Here is a 19,165-nt window from a genome sequence, read left to right on the forward strand (position 1 = left end):
GGATAGTACGCTGGGACCATGCCTGAATTGCCTGAAGTCGAAACCACCCGCCGCGGCCTCGCGCCGCACCTGGAAGGCCGTCACGTCGTCACCGCGATCCTGCGCCGGCCCGACCTGCGCTGGCCGATCCCGGCGGCGATCGAGGAGACCCTGCCCGGCCAGCGCATCGACGCGGTGCGCCGGCGCGCCAAGTACCTGTTGGTCGACACCGCCGCCGGCAGCGCCCTGCTGCACCTGGGCATGTCCGGCAGCCTGCGCGTGCTGCCGGCCGACACCCCGGTGCGCGACCACGACCACGTCGACCTGCTGCTCGACGACGACCGCGTGCTGCGCTTCAACGACCCGCGCCGGTTCGGCTGCCTGCTGTGGCAGGCGCCCGGCGAAACCCATGAATTGCTGCGCGGCCTCGGCCCGGAACCGCTGTCGGACGACTTCGACGGCGACTACCTGTTCGCGCTCAGCCGCGGGCGCAAGGCGCCGGTGAAAACGTTTTTGATGGATCAGAAAGTCGTGGTCGGCGTCGGCAACATCTACGCCGCCGAAGCGCTGTTCGCCGCCGGCGTGTCGCCGCTGCGCGCGGCCGGCAAGGTCTCGCGCGAGCGCTATGCCGAGCTGGCCGGGGCGATCAAGGCGATCCTGGGCTACGCGATCCAGCGCGGCGGCACCACCTTGCGCGACTTCATCAGCCCCGACGGCGCGCCGGGCTATTTCGAGCAGGAACTGGCCGCCTACGGCCGCGGCGGCGAACCCTGCCCGCGCTGCGGGCGGCCGCTGAAGCAGGCCAGCATCGGCCAGCGCACCACGGTGTGGTGCGGCCACTGCCAACGCTGAATGCGGCTTTGGCACGCTCGCCGCGCCGCGTCGCGTGTCCGGATCGGCGCGCGCTTGCCGTTGATCGCTGCGGTGCGCCGGCGTGTCATCGCGACGGCGCTTCGTGCGTTAGCGCGGCGGGGTAATTCGTGTGCATTCCGAGTGTCGTCTGGCGGCAATCGATTGCGGCGTTCCAACGCAGGTTTGCTGCCACCTGTGTCGCTTCCAAGCCAAGCTGAACGCGCTATAGTCTGGACCGAATTGGGGGCGACATGGCCGAAAGCGCTGACATCACGATCCTGCTGGACGCCGCCCGCGAGGGCGATCGCGGCGCGCTCGACCGCGTGCTCGCCACGCTGTACCAGGAACTGCACACGATGGCGCGGCGCCAGCTCGCCGGCCAGCACGGCCAGACCCTGGACGCCACCGCGCTGGTGCACGAGGCCTACCTCAAGCTGGTCGGCCGGCGCGAAGCGCAGTTCGACGATCGCGCGCACTTCTTCGCCTACGCCGCCTCCGCGATGCGCAGCGTGGTGGTCGACTACGCGCGCCAGCGCCTGGCGCAGAAGCGCGGCGGCGACCTGCACCGCGTCACCGAACTGCCCGACGATGTCGAAGGCGGCCTGCGCCTGGACGAGGACACCCTCGGCCTGGATTCGGCCCTGACCAAGCTCGCCGCGGTCGACCAGCGCCTGGCCCAGGTGGTGGAACTGCGCTATTTCGCCGGCCTGTCGGAACTGGAAATCGCCGCGCTGCTGCAACGTTCCGAGCGCAGCATCCGCCGCGACTGGCAGAAGGCGCGGCTGTTCCTGCTGGCGTCGCTGCAGGACGAACCCGGCCGCTGAGCGCGCCCGCGCCGCGGTCCGCGCGCGCTGCGCGCCTGCAAGGAATGCGCAACGCCATGATCGACATCGCCGTCGCTCCGCTGCTCTTGCTCGCCGCCCTGCGCGCGCGGGTGCGCGGCTGACTCGATGGACGCCGAACGCTGGTTGCGACTTTCGCCGCTGCTCGATGCATTGCTCGAGTTGGAACCGGATGCGCGCGCCGAACGTCTTCGCGAGTTGGGCGCGGACGATCCGTCGCTGGCGGCGGAGTTGACCGAGCTCATCGGCCTGGAAGACGGCCACGAGGACTTCCTGTCCGAACCGCTGGTGACGCCGCAGCAGTCGGGCATGCGCCCGGGCGTGGAGGTCGGCAGCTATCGCCTGGAAAGCCTGCTCGGCGAAGGCGGCATGGGCCAGGTCTGGCTGGCCTCGCGCGCCGACGGCCTGTACCAGCGCCGGGTCGCGCTGAAGCTGCTGCGCCCGGGCCTGACCGACACCAACCTGCGCACCCGCTTCACCCGCGAGCGGCAGATCCTCGCGCGTTTGGCGCATCCCTACATCGCCCGCCTGCTCGACGCCGGCGTGACCCGCGACGGCCTGCCGTACCTGGCGCTGGAATACGTCGAAGGCGAGCCGATCACCGACTACTGCCGCAACCAGCGCACGCCGCTGGACAAGCGCCTGCGCATGTTCCAGCAGATCTGCGACGCGGTCAGCCACGCCCACGCGAACCTGATCGTCCACCGCGACCTCAAGCCGTCCAACATCCTGGTGACGCCGGCCGGCGACGTGCGCCTGCTCGACTTCGGCATCGCCAAGCTGCTCGACAGCAACGACGTGCCGCTGCCCGAGCAGACCCGCACCGGCGCGCGCGCCTTCACCCTGCACTACGCCGCGCCCGAGCAGGTGCGCGGCGAGCCGGTCACCACCATGACCGACGTCTACTCGCTCGGCGTGGTGCTGTACGAACTGCTCACCGATTCCAAGCCGTACAAGCTCAAGCGCCAGACCGACGCGGAATGGGAAGAGGCGATCCTCGCCGCCGATCCGTTGCGGCCCTCGCAGGCGGTGCTGCGCTACGCCGACGCCAACGATCCCGACCTCGATCCGGGCTCGCTGCGCCGGCTCGGCCGGCAGCTCGCCGGCGATCTCGACAACATCGTGCTCAAGACCCTGGCCAAACGCCCGGAGCAGCGCTATCCCTCGGTGGAAGCGCTGTCGCTGGACCTGCAGCGCTTCGAATCCGGCCGGCCGGTGCTGGCGCGCGCGCAGAGCGTGCGCTACCGGATCAACAAGTACGTGGCGCGCCACCGCTGGGCGCTGGCGACCGCGGCGCTGGTGGCGGTGGTGCTCAGCGCCTCGCTCGGCGTGGTCGCGTGGCAGGCGCGCGAGGCGGTGGTCGAAGCGGCGCGCGCGCAGGCGATGCAGGACTTCATGGTCGGCCTGTTCGAAAGCGCGCGCGGCACGCCCGAGGGCGAGGCGCTGGACCTGCGCGGCCTGCTCGACGCCTCGGTCGCGCGCGGCAACCGCGAACTGGCGCGGCAGCCGCGCGCGCGCGCCGAACTGTTCGGGGTGATCGCGCGCATGCGCATCAGCCTGGGCGACTACAACGAGGCGCGCGGGCTGCTGCAACGCCAATCGCAGCTGATCGCCGCCACCGACGACATCCCCGACAGCCTGCGCCTGGAATCGCTGACTCAGCGCGGCAAGGTGCTGCGCCTGCTGGCGCAGCCGCGCGACTGCGCCGCGCTGATGCAGCCCGCGCTCGACCTGGCCCGGCGCGAACAGGCGCAGCTGCCGCTGCAGGCCAGCGAGTTCTATTCCGAACTCGGCCGCTGCCGCCGCGCCAACGGCGAACGCCAGGGCGCGCGCCAGTTGTTCGAGCGCTCGCTGGCGATCCGCCGCGAGATGCGCGAGAACACCGACGTGGGCGAAGTCGAAAACCTGATGGACCTGGCCGGCCTGCAGGCCGATGCCGGCCAGGACCGCGAGGCGCTGCTGGGTTTCGAACAGGCGCGGCGCAAGCTGCAGCAAAGCGTCGGCGACCGCCATCCGCTGCAGGTCGAGATCGGCCGCAATCTGGCGGTGCTGCGGCGCGGCCTGGGCCGGCTCGACGATGCCGAGCGCGACGCCAGCGAAGCCTTGGCGATCGCGCTGGAAGTCAACGGCGCGCAGCACCCGGCGACCCTGGAGGTGCGCCGGCAACTGGCGGCGCTGCACATCGACCAAGGCCAGTTCGTGCTAGCGCAGAAGGACCTGGAGCTGATCCGCAACCTGCTGGCCCAGCGCCTGGGTCCGGAGCACGCCGACCTCATCGGCGTGCACGGCGCGCTCGGCGTGGTCGCGTGGGAGCGCGGCGACCTCGCGCGGGCGCTGGCCGAACTCGAACGCGCGCTGCAGATCGCGCGCCGCCATCCGCAGGCCGGCCGCCTGGCCGAGCTGATGACCGAACAGGCCCTGGTGCTGCACGAGGCCGGCCGCGACGCGCAAGCGCGCGAACTGCTGGAGCAGGTGCGGCGCCTGCGCATCCGCCAGGACGGCGCGCAGGCCGGCACGGTCGGCGAGAGCGAGCGCCTGCTCGGCGAGATCGACCTCGCCCTCGACGCGCGCGCGGCCGCGCTGCCGCGCCTGCAACGCGCGCGCGCGCTGACCCGCGCGGCCTACGGCGAGCGCGACCCGCGCGCGCGCGCCGCCGAGCTGTCGCTGTCGCGCGCCCAGGCCGCCACCGGCGACGCCGCCGCGCTGGCGCACCTGGACGCGCTGGCGGAACTGCCGATCAACGACGAAGCCCTGCGCAAGCTCGGCTGGCGCGCCCAGGCCTACGCCGCGCAACTGCGCTGCGCCGGCCCGCAACGCGGCCAGGCGCGCGCGCGCCTCGACGGCCTGTTGCGCAGCATCGGCGAAGCGCGGCCGGACGGCAGCGAAGTGTTGCGCGAAGTGCAGGCGATCCGCCAGACCTGCGCCGGCTGAGCCTCAGTCGCCGTCCGCGTCCGCCATCAGCGTCGGAATCAGTTCCAGCAGATCGGTGCCGCCGACATCCTCGCCGGCCTGGGTCAGCAGCGTGGTGACCTGGCCGCGATGGTGGGTCTGGTGATTGAAGAAATGCAGCAGCAACAAACCGAAGCGCCGTCGCGAGACCACGCCGCGGGTGTTGGCGTAGACCAAGGCCTGGTCGAGATCGGCTTCGGCGGTTTCGCCGATCCAGTCCACGATCCGCGCATCGAGTTCCTCGCGCGCGGCGCGCAGCGCCGGCAGCGTGTCGTACGCGATCGCGCGCAAGTCGGTCGGGGCCGGCTGCGCGCGCAGCGGTTCCAGCGCGGCGTAGCGCGCGGGATGCTCGGCGAAGCGGCGCAGCCAGATCCGATCGGCTGTCATCAAGTGGTTGAGCGTGCCCAGGATCGAGCCGAAGAACGCGCCGCGGTCCTGCGCGACCGCCTCGGCCGGCAGTCGCGCGGCGGCGGCGTAGACGCGCTGGTTCATCCAGCGGTTGTAGTCGGCCATCAGGCGGGCGTGGGCTAGCAGATTCATGCGTGGCTCCGGTGCGGCCGGCCGGGCCGATCGCTCGCGGGCGATTGTCGCATCAGCGCCGAGGCTTGTCCGCGCGCGGCACGGCATAAGCGGCGAATATAGGCCGCACGCAGAACACGCCGACGCACGGCACCAGTGCGAGTCCGATGAGCGAGCGGATTTCCGCGGCGAACAGCGGGTCTGCGAGCGCCCACCGGTCGGCCAGCTCCCGCGCCAGGGACGCCCTGACCGCTGCCGATGCGGCGCAGGCCACGACCGTCGGCCCCGCGCGGCGCTTGTCGCCGCCAGGCGCCGGCTTATCGCGTCGCCAGCGCCATCAGCCGCGCATCCAACGCAATCAGATACTCGCGGCCGTAGCGTCCGTTCTCTAGTCCGTCGTACAGCGAAGCCGGCAAGTCCTGCGCGATCTCTTCGCTGCACGCGCCCGCCGCGAGCGCGATGGTGGCGACGGTGTCGACGTCGCCGGTGTAGGCGATGCAGGCGCGCAGCAGTTCGCTCATGCGCGAATGGGCGAGCACCGCGGCGACCGCCGCGTGCACGCTGTCCATGCCGAGCGCGCCGACCTTGCCGCGCCATGGCTCGCGCCACGGACCGGGCACGTGCGCGGCGAGATACCCGGCCAAGCCGTCCTTGGCGCCGCGGCGATGGACGAAGTAATGCGTGCACAGGGCCGCGGCGACCGCGGCGGCGACGCCGTCGGGCGTGTCGTGGGTGATGCGCGCCTGCAGTTCGGCGCGGCGCACGACCTCGGCGGTGTCGGCGAGCGCGCCGATCGGCGGCGCGCGCATCGCCGCGCCGCTCTTGGCGCTGTCGGGCACGATCCGCGCGAGCAGGTCGGCGCCGTCGCGCACTTCGGTCAGCAGGCCATGGAAGCGGCTGGCGTAACCCTCGCGCGGATCGCGCTTGAACGCCGCGACGAAACGCTCGGCCAGCGATTCGCGAGTCCACGGATCGCCCTCGGCCAAGGCCTCGGCGATGGCCAGGCTCATCTGGGTGTCGTCGGTGTAGCAGCCCGGTTCGATCGCGTGGCGCGGGTGGCGGACGTAGTGCGCGCCGTCGTTGCGCTCGCGCACGATCCGGTCGGCGGCGTATTCGAAACCGGCGCCGTAGGCGTCGCCGATGGCCAGTTCCAGCAGCATGGAGCGGTCCTTGGTGAGTGCGCCCGGGTCCGTGGGCGGTGCGCGCATTCTAATCGCGGCCGGGTCCGATCCGGGCCGGCACAAAAGCATCGGGCCTGAAGGCGCCCCCACACGCCCAGCCGGCTCGCTGTCGTGGGAGCGCCTTCAGGCCCGATGCCTTCCGCTCAGATCGAATCGAACCCGTCAGCGAAGCATGCGCTCCGCCGCGGACTCACTTCTCCTTGCGCCAGTTCACCGACGCGCGGTTCTCCAGCGTGCTCGATTCGATCTCGACGTCGAAGCCCTTGCGCAGCAGGTACTTCAGCGTCAGCACCTGGCCGGTGCCGAGCAGCGATACGCCGTAGCCGACGTAGAGCTTCGGCGACAGGTACTTGCCGACGCCAAGCACCGACCCGCCGAGCGCGCGGCTTTCCATCACGCCGGCGTCGTCGAGGCCGATCTTGGCGCCGAGCTGCGAGGCCAGCAGGCCGCCGCCGGCCGACAGCGCGGCGCTGGCGGCGTTGAGCTGCTTGCTCTCGTCGCCGGTCAAATTCGACAGCGGACGGCCCAGGGTGAGGTAAGCCAGCGCTTCGGACTGCGAGCTGGCCGGATCCGACCAGACGTTGACCTGCGGCGCGCTGACCCGCCCGCCGATATCGACGCCGGCCTTGACCGCGCCGACTTCGCGCTCGGCGCGCAGGTCCAGGATCGGATCGGACACCGGGCCGTTGTTCCAGGCCAGATTGCCGCGGGTGATCTGCAGCTTCTGCCCGTACGCTTCGTAGCGGCCTTCCACGCTGAGCGCGCCGCTCGCGGTCATCTCGCGGCCCGGCCGCGAGCGCACCCGCATCTGTCCGCCGAGCTTGCCGTCCAGGCCGAAGCCCTTGAGCTTGACGTCGTCGCCGACGGCCAGCGTCAGGTCGAGTTCCAGCGGCGAAGAACCGGTGTCCTCGGGATTCACCGGATCGAGCACGACCACGTCCTCGGACACCGACACGCCCTGGTCCAGGCGTTCCAGATCGACGCGCGCGGAAGGAATGGTGACCTTGCCGGTGACGTTGAGCGGCTGCTTGGCCGCGTAGCGCACGGTCAGCTCGGGATTGGCCACCGCGCGCAGGTCGCGGGTGTCGGAGGCGAGCACGTTGGTGCCGCGGATGTTCAACACCAGCGGCGTGTCGTCGCCCTGCCAGCCGAGCGTGCCGTCGACGTTCAGCGTGCCCTCGCCCGAGCGCACGCTGCCGGCGATGCGCGCGCTGCCGTCGGGCTGCGCGTCCAGGCGTACGTCGCCCTGCTGCAGCACGATGCCCAGCGACGGCACCTCGGTGGTGAATTGCGACAGCCGCGCCTGCCCGCTCAACAGCGGTTTGCTGCGCGTGCCGGCCAGGCCGATGCGGCCTTCCAGCTTGCCCTTGGGCTCGACGATGTCGGGCGAGAACAGCTCGACCCAGGTCAGCTCGTCGGTGTCGACCGCGACATTGCCCGAGAGCGGCGCGTACGCGTCCCAGCCGGTGTTGACGGTGGCCTCGATGCGGCCGTCGTCGTTGAAGCCGGACTTCAGTTCGGCGCTGAGCTTCTGGGTGTCGAAGCTGGCCTTGAGCGAGAGCGCGTTGTAGCGCACCAGTTCGCGCCGCGCGCGCTCGCTGAACTTCAGGCCGCCGCCGGCGGAGCTGAGGTTGAAGTTGCCGCGCCAGCCCTTGCCGGCCGGACGCAGTTCGCCGTCCAGCGCGATTTCGCCGCGCAGGATCCACGGCCGCTTGTCGCTGCGCTCGGGCAGGTAGGGCTGGGCCAGCAGCAGCGGCAGGCCGTGGCCCTTGAGTTCGACGCCGCGGCGCGGCCAGTCGGCGGCCGCGCACAGCGAACCGCCGCTGCTGGAGACCAGGCAGGCGTCGTTGAAGCCGCCGCTGTCGCCGTTCCAGCGGAACGCGGTGGACTGCTGCAGGCGCCAGCTGGCGCCCTTGCTCGGCGCCAGCTGCAGCGAGGCCAGCGCGCCGGACCAGACGTTGCCGCGCTTGTCGGCGTGGCCGGACAGGTCGAGGTTGGCGACGTCGCTGCGCGCCTGCGCCTGCAGTTGCAGCGCTTCCACCGCGCCCTGCGCGTCCACGCTCAGCGACGACAGCGCGATGCCCGCATCGAGTTCGCTGGCGCGCAGCGCCAGCTGGCCGCCGCGGCCGCGCCAGGGCAGCTTGCCCTTGGCGCTGAAGCTGGCGGCCTGGTAGTCGCCGTACTTGAGCGCGCTGCCGGTGAGATCGGCATCGACATTGGGCGCATCGGCGGCGCCGGTGAGCTTGAGCGTGCCGTTGAGGCTGCCCGACGCGCTCGGCAGCAGATCGTTCAACTGCAGCGGCGCGAACTTCGCGTCGACGTCGATGCTCTGCGCGTACTTGCCCTTGGCTTCGAGCTTGCTGCCGCCCAGGCTCAGCGCAACTTCGCCTTCGTAGGCGTCGCCGGTCTTGCCGGTGGCGGCGCCGTGCATCAGGAAGCGGCCGCGGCCGCCGAGCGGCCGTTCGCGCAGGCGCCCGCCGAGCTGTTCGGCGGTCGCCTGGATCTCCAGCCCGCCGTCGTCGCGGGTGGCGCCGGTGCTGGCCAGCTTGCCGTCGACCGCGCCCTTGAATTCCGGCGCGAAATAGCCGGGATCGAAGCCCGACAACGCGGCCTTGAGGTCCCAGCCGAGCTTCGGCGCCCACGCCACGTCGCCGCTGGCGTCGAGCAGGCCGGTCGGCATCTTGGCCTTGAGCGACTTCAAGCTCATGCGTTGATCGTTGCCGCGGCCGTCGAACTCGACCGTCGCCGCCTGCTTGTCGCGCAGCAGCCGCGCGTTGCCGATCGCGGCCCAGTCCTTGACCGTGCCGGCGAAGCCGAAGTCGGCGCTTTCCAGCGTCACCGCCGGCGTGGCCGGCGTCTGCGGCGCTTGCGAAGGCTTGGCCACCGACTTGAGCGTGGTCGGCGGCGCCTGGCCGCCCCAGCTCAGGCCGCGCGCGTTGATCGAGAACTTGAACCGGCCGTTGTCGGCGTCGGTGAAATCGGCGTGGCCGCGCAGCGTGGCGGTGCCGTCGAACAAGCGCAGCGCCAGCGGCTGCACGTCGAGCACCTGCTCCTTCAGCGAGACCTTCGACGGCAGCACCTCGACCGCGATATCGCCCTGGCGGAACTCGCCTTCCAGCGCGGCGACGCCGCCGCTGCCCTGCGCGTCGAAGCGCAAGGCCATCGGCGTATCGCTGGGCTTGGCGTCGGGCGCGGTCAGCAGACCGATGTCGAGCGCGTCGGCCTTCGCGTGCAAGCGCCAGTCCGGCGCCTCTTCCTTGCCGCGCAAGGTCAGCGTCATGCGCACCGGCCCCGGCGCGGCGCCGGCCACGGCCACGTCCATGCGCGACAGGTCGCCGCGCGCGACCAGGCCCAGGCGCGGCGGCGTGCGGCCCGGCGCGCTCGGCAACACCGCGGTGACGGTGAGGTCGGATTTGAAATCGCGGCTGGGCTGGTAATCGCCGTGCGCGGTGAAGCGGCCGCGGTCGGTGTCGGCGACCAATTTCTCCACGTGCAGCTTGCCCGATTGCGCGTCGAGCCCGGCGCGCAACTGGCGCACGTCGATGAGGTGCTCGCCGGCCTGGGCGATCTTGAAGCCGTCGATGCGCACGTCGTCGGCCTGCAGCGCCAGCGGCGGTTCGATCTGCGGCAGCACGTCGGGCCAGCGCGGCAGTTCGAACGGCTCGTCGCTCTTCTCGATGTCGAGCGTGGCGCCCTCGACCTGGATCGCGTCCAGGCGCAGCTTGCGGCCCAGCAGCGGGCGCAGCGCCGGGTCCAGGTAGATGCGCTGCGCGGTGAATACCGTCTTCTTGTAGGCGAAGCGCACATCGCGCAGCGTCAGCGGGCCCGACAGCGGGCCTTCGGCGGACTTCCAGGTGAAGCTGGAATCGGCCGGCAGGCGCGAGACGATCTGCGCCAGCAGCACGTCGCGGCCGGCGATGGTGGAGATCAGCCAGTACGCGGCGAACGCGATCAGCAGGGTCAACACCGCCGCGGCGATGCTGGTGCGCCAGGCCCAGCGTCGGGCCGCGGCGCGGCGACGGCGGCGGCGTTCGAGCAGCAGCTCCTGCGCGGTGGGGGTCGGCGGCGGCGGCGGCGGGGGCGTGTCGCTCATCAGCTGCGGAAAAGTCCTGTGCGCGCCTTACAGGTCGGCGCCGATATTGAGGTAGATCTGGAAACCCGAATCCGGGTCGTCGAGGCCGCGCGCGATGTCGATGCGCAGCGGGCCCACCGGCGAACGCCAGCGCACGCCGACGCCGACGCCGGTGCGCATCTTCAGGTCTTTCTGGTCGTCGAACGCGCTGCCGCTGTCGACGAACACCGCGCCGCCCCAGCTTTCGTTGACGTAGTGCTCGTACTCCATGCTCGCGGTGACCACGTTCTTGGCGCCGAGCGCATAGGCCTTGCGGCCTTCCGCCGGCGGGATGCGCGGGCCGACCTCGCGCCACTCGTAGCCGCGGATGCTGCGGTCGCCGCCGGCGTAGAAGCGCAGCGACGGCGGCATGTCGGTCAGCGAGTTGGTGAAGGTGTGGCCGATCTCGCCGCGCGCGATCAACCGGCTGCGCTCGCCCAGGCCCTTGAACCAGCGCCCGGTCAGTTGGGCCTGGATGAAGTTCGCATCCGAACCCACCGCTTCCAGGCCGCCGCGGATCAGGCCGGTCGCGCTGATGCCCTTGCGCGGATACAGCTTGTCGTCGACGTCGACGTATTCGGCGCGCAGCGAGGGATACAGGAACGTCGCGGTGCGGTAGTTCTGGCGCGTTTCCGGGTCGTCGTCGAATTCGTCGTAATAGGCCCAGCGCTCGCGCAGGCCGTGCAGCGAGGCGGTCGCGGTCCAGTGCTGGTTGATCTTGCCGCTGCGGCTGGCGACCAGTTCGATCCGGCGCGAATCGATGTAGTCGGTCTGTTCGTCGCTGCCCTGCAGGCTGAAGGTGTACCAGCCGTCGAGCCAGGCGAATGCGGGGATGCGGTACTGCAGGGTCGCGGTCTTGCGCCGCTGGGCGAAGTCGACCTGGGCCAGCGCCTTGTGGCCGCGGTCGTTGACGTAGCGCCGCTCCACGCCCAGGCGCACGCCGGCGCCGCTGTCGGTGCCGTAGCTGACGCCGGCGGTGTAGATGCTGCGCTTGGCCGGGGTCAGGGTCACCTTGACCGGCACCTGCCCGTCGCTCGCCTGGTCCGGCAGCGGTTCGATGTCGATGCTGGAGAAATAATCCAGCCGCGCCAGCGATTCGCGGAAGCGGTCGAGCTTGCCCTGGTGGTAGTAGCTGCCCTGCTCCCAATACACCAGCTTCTGCAGCAGGCTGTCGCGGATGATGCGCTTGGGCGTCTGCTCGAAGCTGATCGCGCCCATGTCGTAGCGCTGGCCGCTGGTCCACACCAGGTCGATGTCCGCCGCGTGCTGCGCGCGCGTGACTTCCACCCGCCGCGAAGAAAAATCCGCGTTGAAATAGCCGCGCTCGGCCAGGCGCCGGCTGATCTTGGTCTTGCTGGCCTCGTAGGCCGCGTGGTCGAACACCTGCTCGGGGCCGGGCCGGAACGCGGCCAGGTCCTGGTTGAGATAGCGGTCGTCGCTGCCGGCGCCGAGGATGGCGATGTCCGAGCGCCGCACCTTGACCGGCTCGCCCTTGTCGACGGTGATGGTGACCCGGATCGGCGGCGAGGACGAACCGCCGCGCGCCGGCGCCGCGGCGGGCGCATCGCTTGCGCCGTCGCCGGCCCCGCCGGCGGCGTTCGCGCCGGCCTCGGCTTCGTTCGCGTTCGCGTTCGTGTTCGCGTTCGCGGCCGCGCCGTCGCGCTCGCCCGGCGCGCCGCGATCGTCGTCGCGGGCCTGCGCCGCGGTGTCGGTCGACGGCGTGGCGATCAGGCGGGTGCCGCGCGAATCCTCGACCTTGATCGTCGGCGAGTAATAGCCGAACGGCTCCAGCGCCTCGCGGGTCTCGTTCTCGGCTTCGCGCAGCAGATAGCCCAGGCGACGCCCGGAGACTTCCTTGCCGATGCTGTCCACCAACGACAGCGAGACCCGGACGTTGTTGGTCATCGCCTCGTCCAGGCCGTGGATATCGACTTTTTCGACCTTGGCCGCCTGGGCCGCGCCGACGGCTCCGAGGCCCAGGGCGCCGGCGAGGAAGAGACGGGGGATCGATCGCATGGCACGGAGGATAACCGGTAACGGCTTGTATTGCTTAAGAATTTTTAACAACACGAGGGCGCGTCAACAATGCGTGATGCCGCCGCGACGGCACGCCGCGCCGCTTCCGCGCAGCGCGCGCCGGGCGATGCGCGCAACGACGGCGCACCGCGCCGTCCGGCGAACGCCGGAGGGCGAATCCGCTGCAAGCCGTTCGCGTCCGCCCGCCTCGCCCGATGCCGGTGCGCAACGCAAATAAAGGCCATCCCCCTACCTTTTGTGCATCGATTGCGGACACGGGTCGCATTCCGCGCAGACGTATTGCGTACGACCGTTCGCAACGCGTAATTTCGGCATCGGGGACTCGCTCATTCTGCTTTTTCGGCACCGCTGCGCCATGCCTGCGCCGCGTCGGCCCTGCGATCTCCCATGCCATGGAATCGTCCCCCAGGTGCGCCCGCTGCCGCGGCGCCGCCCAGAACCCAGGAGCTCCGACACCGTGCACCGCCATCTGCTGACCGCCGCCATCGGCGCGGCCCTCACCGCCGCCGCGATCGCCGCCCCCGCCCGCGCCCAGGACGCCGCGCCGTCCTCTGCGCCGACCGAGATCGACAAGGTCACCGTCACCGGCTCGCTGATTCCGCGCAGCGAAATCGAGACCGCCACGCCGGTGATTTCGATCAGCGCCGAGAACATCAAGCGCCAGGGCTTCAAGGACGTCTACGACGTGCTGCGCGCGCAGCCGCTGGCGACCGGCGCGGTGCAGGACAGCCAGTTCACCGGCGGCTTCACCACCAACGCCGAGCCGATCAGCCTGCTCGGCCTGGACCCGGGCTTCACCCTGGTGCTGATCGACGGCCGGCCGATGGCCGACTATCCGCTGCTCTACAACGGCCAGAGCAACTTCACCGACCTGGCCAGCATTCCCACCGCGATGGTCGAGCGCATCGACATCGCGCCGGGCAACCAGTCGGCGATCTACGGCTCCAGCGCGATCGCCGGCGTGGTCAACATCATCCTCAAGAAGCGCGTCGACGGCACCCACCTGAACTTCCGCTTCGGCGGCTACGACGGCGGCGGCGGCGAGAACGCGCGCCTGCAGCTGATCGGCGGCAAGGAGGTCGGCCCCTTCAGCCTGACCTACGGCCTGCAGTACAGCATGCAGGACCCGATCTACGGCTACGACCGCCGCCGCATCGACTCGACCAACGACAATCCCGATCCGGACGCGCGCTACGGCTCGCGCAACTTCGTGCGCATCAACGCCGACGTGCTGCCGAACGAATACATCGATCCGGGCGCGGCCTGCGGCGCCCTCGGCAACCTGTTCAACGGCACCCTGACCCGCGACTTCCGCCCGGGCCGCGGCTATTACTGCGGCAGCCGCGAGGACGTCGGCTACCTCACCATCATGAACCGCAAGCGCGACCTCAGCGGCTACTTCAACGCCTCTTACGCGCTCAACGACCGCACCGAGCTGTACGGCACGCTGCTGGTCGGCCACAACAAGTCCGAGGCCAACCCCGGCACCCGTTTCTGGACCACCTCGGTCGACACCAACGGCATCTTCTACAACGACACCAGCGGCCGCTACGAAACCTACCAGCGCGTGTTCGCGCCGGAGGAAACCGGCGACGTCGACGCCACCAACGAGCGCCAGACCAGCGACTCCTACAACCTCGCCTTCGGCGGCCGCGGCAGCCTGGGCGAATCGAACTGGAACTACGACGCCTACTTCGCCCGCTCGCAGTACAAGGTCGACAGCAAACAGCGCTGGCTGCTGAGCGCGGCCGCCGACGACTTCTTCGAGCGCCGCTTCCTCGGCCCGGTGATCGACCACGTCGGCCCCTACCCGGTGTACGCGCCGACCGACGACAGCGGCTTCTACCGCGCGCTGACCCCGGCCGAGTTCAACAGCATCACCGACATCATCCGCACCAAGTCCGAGACCTGGACCCAGAACTTCAACCTGCAGTTGACCAACACCGAGCTGTTCCACCTGCCGGCCGGCGCGGTCGGATTCGCCACCGTGCTGCAGGCCGGCGAGCAGTCGTGGAAGAACCCGACCGACCCGCGCGTGGTCGCCGGCGACTTCTTCAGCCTCACCGGCACCCAGGGCCAGGGCAAGCGCCGCAACCAGGCCCTCGGCGTCGAGTTCCGCGTGCCGATCTTCAGCCAGCTCACCGCCAGCCTGTCGGGCCGCTACGACAAGTACAAGAACGTCGGCGCCAGTTCCGATTCAGACGGCACCTACAAGATCGGCCTGGAGTACCGCCCGATCCAGTCGCTGCTGCTGCGCGCCAACTACGCCACCGCGTTCAAGGCGCCGGACATGGCCTACGTGTTCGCCGGCGACAGCGGCTACTACACCAGCGTGGTCGACTACTACCGCTGCGCGACCGAGGAACCCGACGAAAGCATCGGCAACTGCACCTACAACGCCGAATCGGTGTCCGGCCGCCGCAGCGGCGCCAAGGACCTCAAGTCGATCACCGCCAAGTCGTGGGGCGCCGGCATTCTGTGGGCGCCGAGCGGCAATTTCGACGTCAGCGTGGACTACTACAACATCAAGATCGACGACGAGGTCAACGACCTCAACATCGACGCGGTGCTGCGCAACGAATCGGCCTGCCGCCTGGGCCAGCTCGACGCGAACTCGCCGACCTGCGCCGACGCGCTCGCGCGCATCACCCGCCTGCCCGCGGACGCGCCGGTGCCGCTGCAGCTCGACAGCGTGCGCACCAACCCGATCAACGTGTCGAAGGAAGAAGTTCGCGGCCTCACCGCCAAGCTCAACTACCGCTGGGAGACCGGCATCTGGGGCTCGTTCGCGCTGGGCGCCAACTACAACGTGACCCTGAAGCACGAGAACCAGCAGTACCCGGGCGACCCGACCATCGACTACTTGCGCGAGCCGTTCTACTCGTCCGAGTTCAAGAGCATCGGCAGCGCCTCGCTGAGCTGGAACAAGGGCCCGTGGACCACGACCCTGTACGGCGTGCGCTACGGCAGCACCCCGAACTACGCCGCCCAGGTCGACCCGGCCGGCTACTCGGCCGAGAACGCCGGCCGCATGCGCGCGCACCTGAGCTTCAACGGCAGCGCCAGCTACGAGTTCGGCGACGACCTGTCGCTGAGCTTCACCGTCAACAACCTGTTCAACAAGATGCCGCAGCGCGACAAGACCTTCGACGTCTACCCTTACTACAACTCGCTGAACTACAACATCTACGGCCGTTCGTACATGGTCGAGGTGAACTGGAAGTTCGGCGCCAGCTCGCAGTAAGCGGGCGCGTCGCGGAAAAACGAAAAGCCGGCGAAAGCCGGCTTTTTGTTTGCGTGGGGCCCTTCGTTGCCGCGCAGTGCCCCGCCTTCCCCGTGGAAGGGCCTTCAGGCCCGACGCTCTTCGCTCAGGTCGCGACGCCACCCCACACTTCGATCTTTCGCCGCACGCCGATTACCGCGGTCGCGGCTCGCGCCGCTCCTACAGGGGGCCGCCGCGCACGCGCGGCGAGCGGTCAGATCGACAAATGCTCGATCGCCGCCACGCTGCCCAGACGGTCGGACAAGCGCTTGAGCAAGGCCAACCGGTTGTTGCGCACCGCCGCGTCGTCGACGTTGACCATGACCTTGTCGAAGAACGCGTCCACCTGCGGCCGCAGCCGCGCCAGGCGACCGAGCACGGCGACGTAGTCGCGCCGGGCCAGCAGCGGATCGGTGTCGGCAACGGCGGCATCCACCGCCTCGGCCAGCTCGCGCTCGGCCGGCTCGGCGAACAGCGCCGGGTCGATGGCGTCGGGCACTTCGCCCTCGACCTTCTTGAGGATGTTGCGGCTGCGCTTGTTGGCCGCGGCGAGGGCTTCGGCTTCGGGGAGCTTGGCGAATTCGGCGATGGCGGTGAGGCGGCGGTCGAAGTCGAGCAGCGAACCGTGGGCGACGGCGCTCACTGCCTCCAGCTGCGCCATTACGATACCGCGCTCGCCGTAATAGTTGCGCAAGCGGTCGTAGACGAATTCGCTTAGCTCGAACAGGCCGAACGGATCGCCGCTACCGCCCTGCTTTTGCACCGGTTGGAGCTTGATCGCTTCGTCGAGCAGCCCTTGCAACGAAAGATCCAATCCGCCTTCAAGCAGAGTGCGCGCCAACCCCAACGCGTTGCGACGCAAGCTGAAAGGATCCTTGTTGCCCGTCGGCTTCAATCCCGCGGCAAAACCACCCGCCAGCGTATCGAGGCGTTCGGCGATGGCGACGACTCGACCCAGCGGCGACGGCGCGATCGCATCGCCCGAGAAACGCGGCATGTAGGCCTCGTCGATCGCATCGGAAACTTCGCTGCTTTGATCGGCGGCTTTGGCGTAGTACCGCCCGGCGATACCCTGCAGTTCCGGAAACTCATTGACCATGCGCGACTGCAAATCGTTCTTCGACAGCGACGCCGCGCGCGCGGCCTGCTCCGGATCGACGCCGACCTGCGCGGCGATGGAGCGCGCCAAGGCCGTCACCCGCGCGACCTTATCGGCCACGCTCCCCAGCTTGTCCTGATACTTGACCGTCTTCAGCCCCTCGCCCATCGACGCCAGCCCTTGCTTCAGGTCCTCATCGAAGAAGAACTTCGCATCGGCGAATCGCGGCCGAATGACGCGCTCGTAGCCCTTGCGCACCTCGGCGACGTCGCGGCTCTCGATGTTGGCCACGCCGACGAAGCGCTCGGTCAGCTGGCCCGACGCGTCGAGCACCGGGAAGAACTTCTGGTTCGCTTCCATCGTCGCGATCAGCGCTTCCTGCGGCACCGCGAGGAATTCGCGCTCGAAGCCGCAGGCCACCGCCACCGGCCATTCGGTCAGGCCGTTGACCTCTTCCAGGATGCCCTCGTCGATGCGCGCGCGGCCGCCGTCGGCGCTCGCGGCGGCCTCGACTTCGCGCACGATGCGCTCGCGGCGCTCGTCCGGATCGACCAGCACGAACGCGGCACGCAGCGATTCGACGTAGTCCTGCGGCGCGCTGAACCACACCGGCTTGTCGTGCATGAAGCGGTGGCCGCGGCTCATGCGGTCGCTGCTCACGCCCAGCGCCTGCGCCGGCACCACGTCCTTGCCCAGCAGCGCCACCAGCCAGTGCACCGGACGGGCGAAGCCGTAGTCGTGGTCGCCCCAGCGCATCGGCTTGGGAATCGGCATCGCCGCGAGCGCCTCGCGCACGATCTCGCCGAGCAGGCTGGCGGTGTCGGCGCCGGGCTTGACCGCGCGGTGGACGAAGCGCTCGCCCTTGTTGTCGCTGGTCTTCTCCAGCGCCGTCCACTCGACCCCGGCCTTGGCCGCGAAGCCCTGCAGCGCCTTGGTCGGCTGGCCGTCGGCGTCCAGCGCGATGTTGAGGTAGGGGCCGAGCACCTCGCTGCGCTGTTCGGGCTGGCGGGTGTCGACCGCGTTCAACAGCACGGCCAGGCGGCGCGGGGTGTACAGCGGCTTGGCGCCGTTGCGGTCGAAGCCGACGCCGCGCTTGTGCAGGCCGTCGAGCACGCCGTCGAAGAAGGCCTGGGCCAGGCCCGGCAGCGCCTTGACCGGCAGTTCTTCGGTGCCCAGTTCGATCAGGAGGGGTTGGGTCGTGCTCATGCGGTGGCCTTTGCGGTGTCGCCGCGCGTCCTGCGGACGGCGCCGGGAAAGTTTCGACGATGCGGGTAGAACCCTCACCCCAACCCCTCTCCCGCGAGCGGGAGAGGGGCTTCATGAGGTCAGGCGGCTTCTGCGTTCGCTTGCTTGAGCGCCGGGAAACCGAGCTTCTCGCGCTGGGCGAAGTAGGCCTCGGCCACGCCCTGGGCGATGCGGCGCACGCGCAGGATGTAGCGCTGGCGCTCGGTCACGCTGATCGCGCGGCGCGCGTCGAGCAGGTTGAAGCTGTGGCTGGCCTTGCACACCTGGTCGTAGGCCGGCAGCGGCAGGCCGAGGTCGATCAGCTTCTGCGCTTCTTTCTCGCAGGCGTCGAAGCGGTGGAACAGCTCTTCGACGTCGGCGTGCTCGAAGTTGTACGCGCTCTGCTCGACTTCGTTCTGGTGGTAGACGTCGCCGTAGGTCACCGGCGTGCCGTCCGGGCCGTAGGTCCAGACCAGGTCGTAGACGTTGTCGACGTTCTGCAGGTACATGCACAGGCGCTCGAGACCGTAGGTGATCTCGCCGAGCACCGGCTTGCACTCGATGCCGCCGGCCTGCTGGAAGTAGGTGAACTGGGTCACTTCCATGCCGTTGAGCCAGACTTCCCAGCCCAGGCCCCAGGCGCCGAGGGTCGGCGATTCCCAGTTGTCCTCGACCAGGCGCAGGTCGTGCACGCGCGGGTCCACGCCGAGCGCCTTGAGCGAATCGAAGTACAGCTCGACGATGTTGTCGGGGCTGGGCTTCATCGCCACCTGGTACTGGTAGTAGCGCTGCAGGCGGTTGGGGTTCTCGCCGTAACGGCCGTCGGTGGGGCGGCGGCTGGGCTGGACGTAGGCGGCGTTCCACGGCTCCGGGCCGAGCGCGCGCAGGAAGGTGGCCGGGTGGAAGGTGCCGGCGCCGACTTCCAGGTCCAGCGGCTGGATCAGCACGCAGCCGCGCTCCGCCCAGTAGGCGTTCAAGCGCTGGATCATGCTTTGGAAGGTGATCGCGGTGGTCGGTGCGTCGGTCGCGCTCATGGTCTCGTCTGCGCTGCGGCAAAGCGGGTTAGTATAGCGGCGAGCCCTGAAATTTCAGGACTTTTCCCCCGAGTCG

Annotated in this window: 10 protein-coding genes; 4 read left to right on the top strand and 6 right to left on the bottom strand. The window is 69.9% G+C overall.

Annotated features, from left to right (window positions below; genetic code table 11):
- The first annotated feature begins 18 nt into the window (after positions 1-18).
- The 3 genes from mutM (at position 19) to JHW41_RS24755 (ending at position 4,604) form a co-directional block, all read left to right on the top strand.
- The gene (gene mutM, locus JHW41_RS24745) at positions 19-831 is read left to right on the top strand and encodes a bifunctional DNA-formamidopyrimidine glycosylase/DNA-(apurinic or apyrimidinic site) lyase (protein WP_057945826.1); all 813 of its coding nucleotides are present in this window, start codon (positions 19-21) and stop codon (positions 829-831) included.
- Positions 832-1,082: 251 nt separating this feature from the next.
- Positions 1,083-1,655, top strand: a complete 573-nt coding sequence (locus JHW41_RS24750; protein ID WP_057945825.1) for an ECF-type sigma factor — start codon at positions 1,083-1,085, stop codon at positions 1,653-1,655.
- Positions 1,656-1,781: 126 nt separating this feature from the next.
- Entirely contained in the window at positions 1,782-4,604 is a 2,823-nt protein-coding gene (locus tag JHW41_RS24755; protein ID WP_250448209.1) for a serine/threonine-protein kinase, read from the top strand.
- Positions 4,605-4,607: 3 nt separating this feature from the next.
- On the opposite strand, the gene JHW41_RS24760 is transcribed toward JHW41_RS24755, so the two are convergent.
- The 4 genes from JHW41_RS24760 to JHW41_RS24775 all read right to left on the bottom strand — a co-directional run bounded on the left by JHW41_RS24760 (position 4,608) and on the right by JHW41_RS24775 (position 12,449).
- Positions 4,608-5,162, bottom strand: a complete 555-nt coding sequence (locus JHW41_RS24760; RefSeq protein WP_250448211.1) for a DinB family protein — start codon at positions 5,160-5,162, stop codon at positions 4,608-4,610.
- 296 nt (positions 5,163-5,458) lie between these two features.
- Positions 5,459-6,301, bottom strand: a complete 843-nt coding sequence (locus JHW41_RS24765) for an ADP-ribosylglycohydrolase family protein (protein WP_057945820.1) — start codon at positions 6,299-6,301, stop codon at positions 5,459-5,461.
- Positions 6,302-6,512: 211 nt separating this feature from the next.
- Positions 6,513-10,415, bottom strand: a complete 3,903-nt coding sequence (locus tag JHW41_RS24770; RefSeq protein WP_250448213.1) for a translocation/assembly module TamB domain-containing protein — start codon at positions 10,413-10,415, stop codon at positions 6,513-6,515.
- 27 nt (positions 10,416-10,442) lie between these two features.
- Positions 10,443-12,449 (bottom strand): autotransporter assembly complex protein TamA, encoded by a 2,007-nt coding sequence (locus JHW41_RS24775; RefSeq protein WP_250448215.1) that lies wholly within the window; start codon positions 12,447-12,449, stop codon positions 10,443-10,445.
- A 532-nt stretch (positions 12,450-12,981) separates the two neighbouring features.
- Here JHW41_RS24775 and JHW41_RS24780 point away from each other — a divergent pair.
- Positions 12,982-15,714: a TonB-dependent receptor plug domain-containing protein gene (locus tag JHW41_RS24780; protein ID WP_250451270.1), complete on the top strand. Its 2,733-nt coding sequence runs from the start codon at positions 12,982-12,984 to the stop codon at positions 15,712-15,714.
- A 232-nt stretch (positions 15,715-15,946) separates the two neighbouring features.
- On the opposite strand, the gene glyS is transcribed toward JHW41_RS24780, so the two are convergent.
- Together glyS and glyQ are read right to left on the bottom strand one after the other, a co-directional pair.
- Positions 15,947-18,037, bottom strand: a complete 2,091-nt coding sequence (glyS, locus tag JHW41_RS24785) for a glycine--tRNA ligase subunit beta (protein ID WP_250448217.1) — start codon at positions 18,035-18,037, stop codon at positions 15,947-15,949.
- 119 nt (positions 18,038-18,156) lie between these two features.
- Positions 18,157-19,089 carry a glycine--tRNA ligase subunit alpha gene (gene glyQ, locus JHW41_RS24790; protein ID WP_250448219.1) on the bottom strand — a complete coding sequence of 311 codons (933 nt, stop codon included), beginning with the start codon at positions 19,087-19,089 and terminating at the stop codon, positions 18,157-18,159.
- Positions 19,090-19,165: the final 76 nt, after the last annotated feature.

The sequence above is a fragment of the Lysobacter enzymogenes genome, assembly GCF_023617245.1.
In the GTDB taxonomy this organism is placed as follows: Bacteria; Pseudomonadota; Gammaproteobacteria; order Xanthomonadales; family Xanthomonadaceae; genus Lysobacter; species Lysobacter yananisis.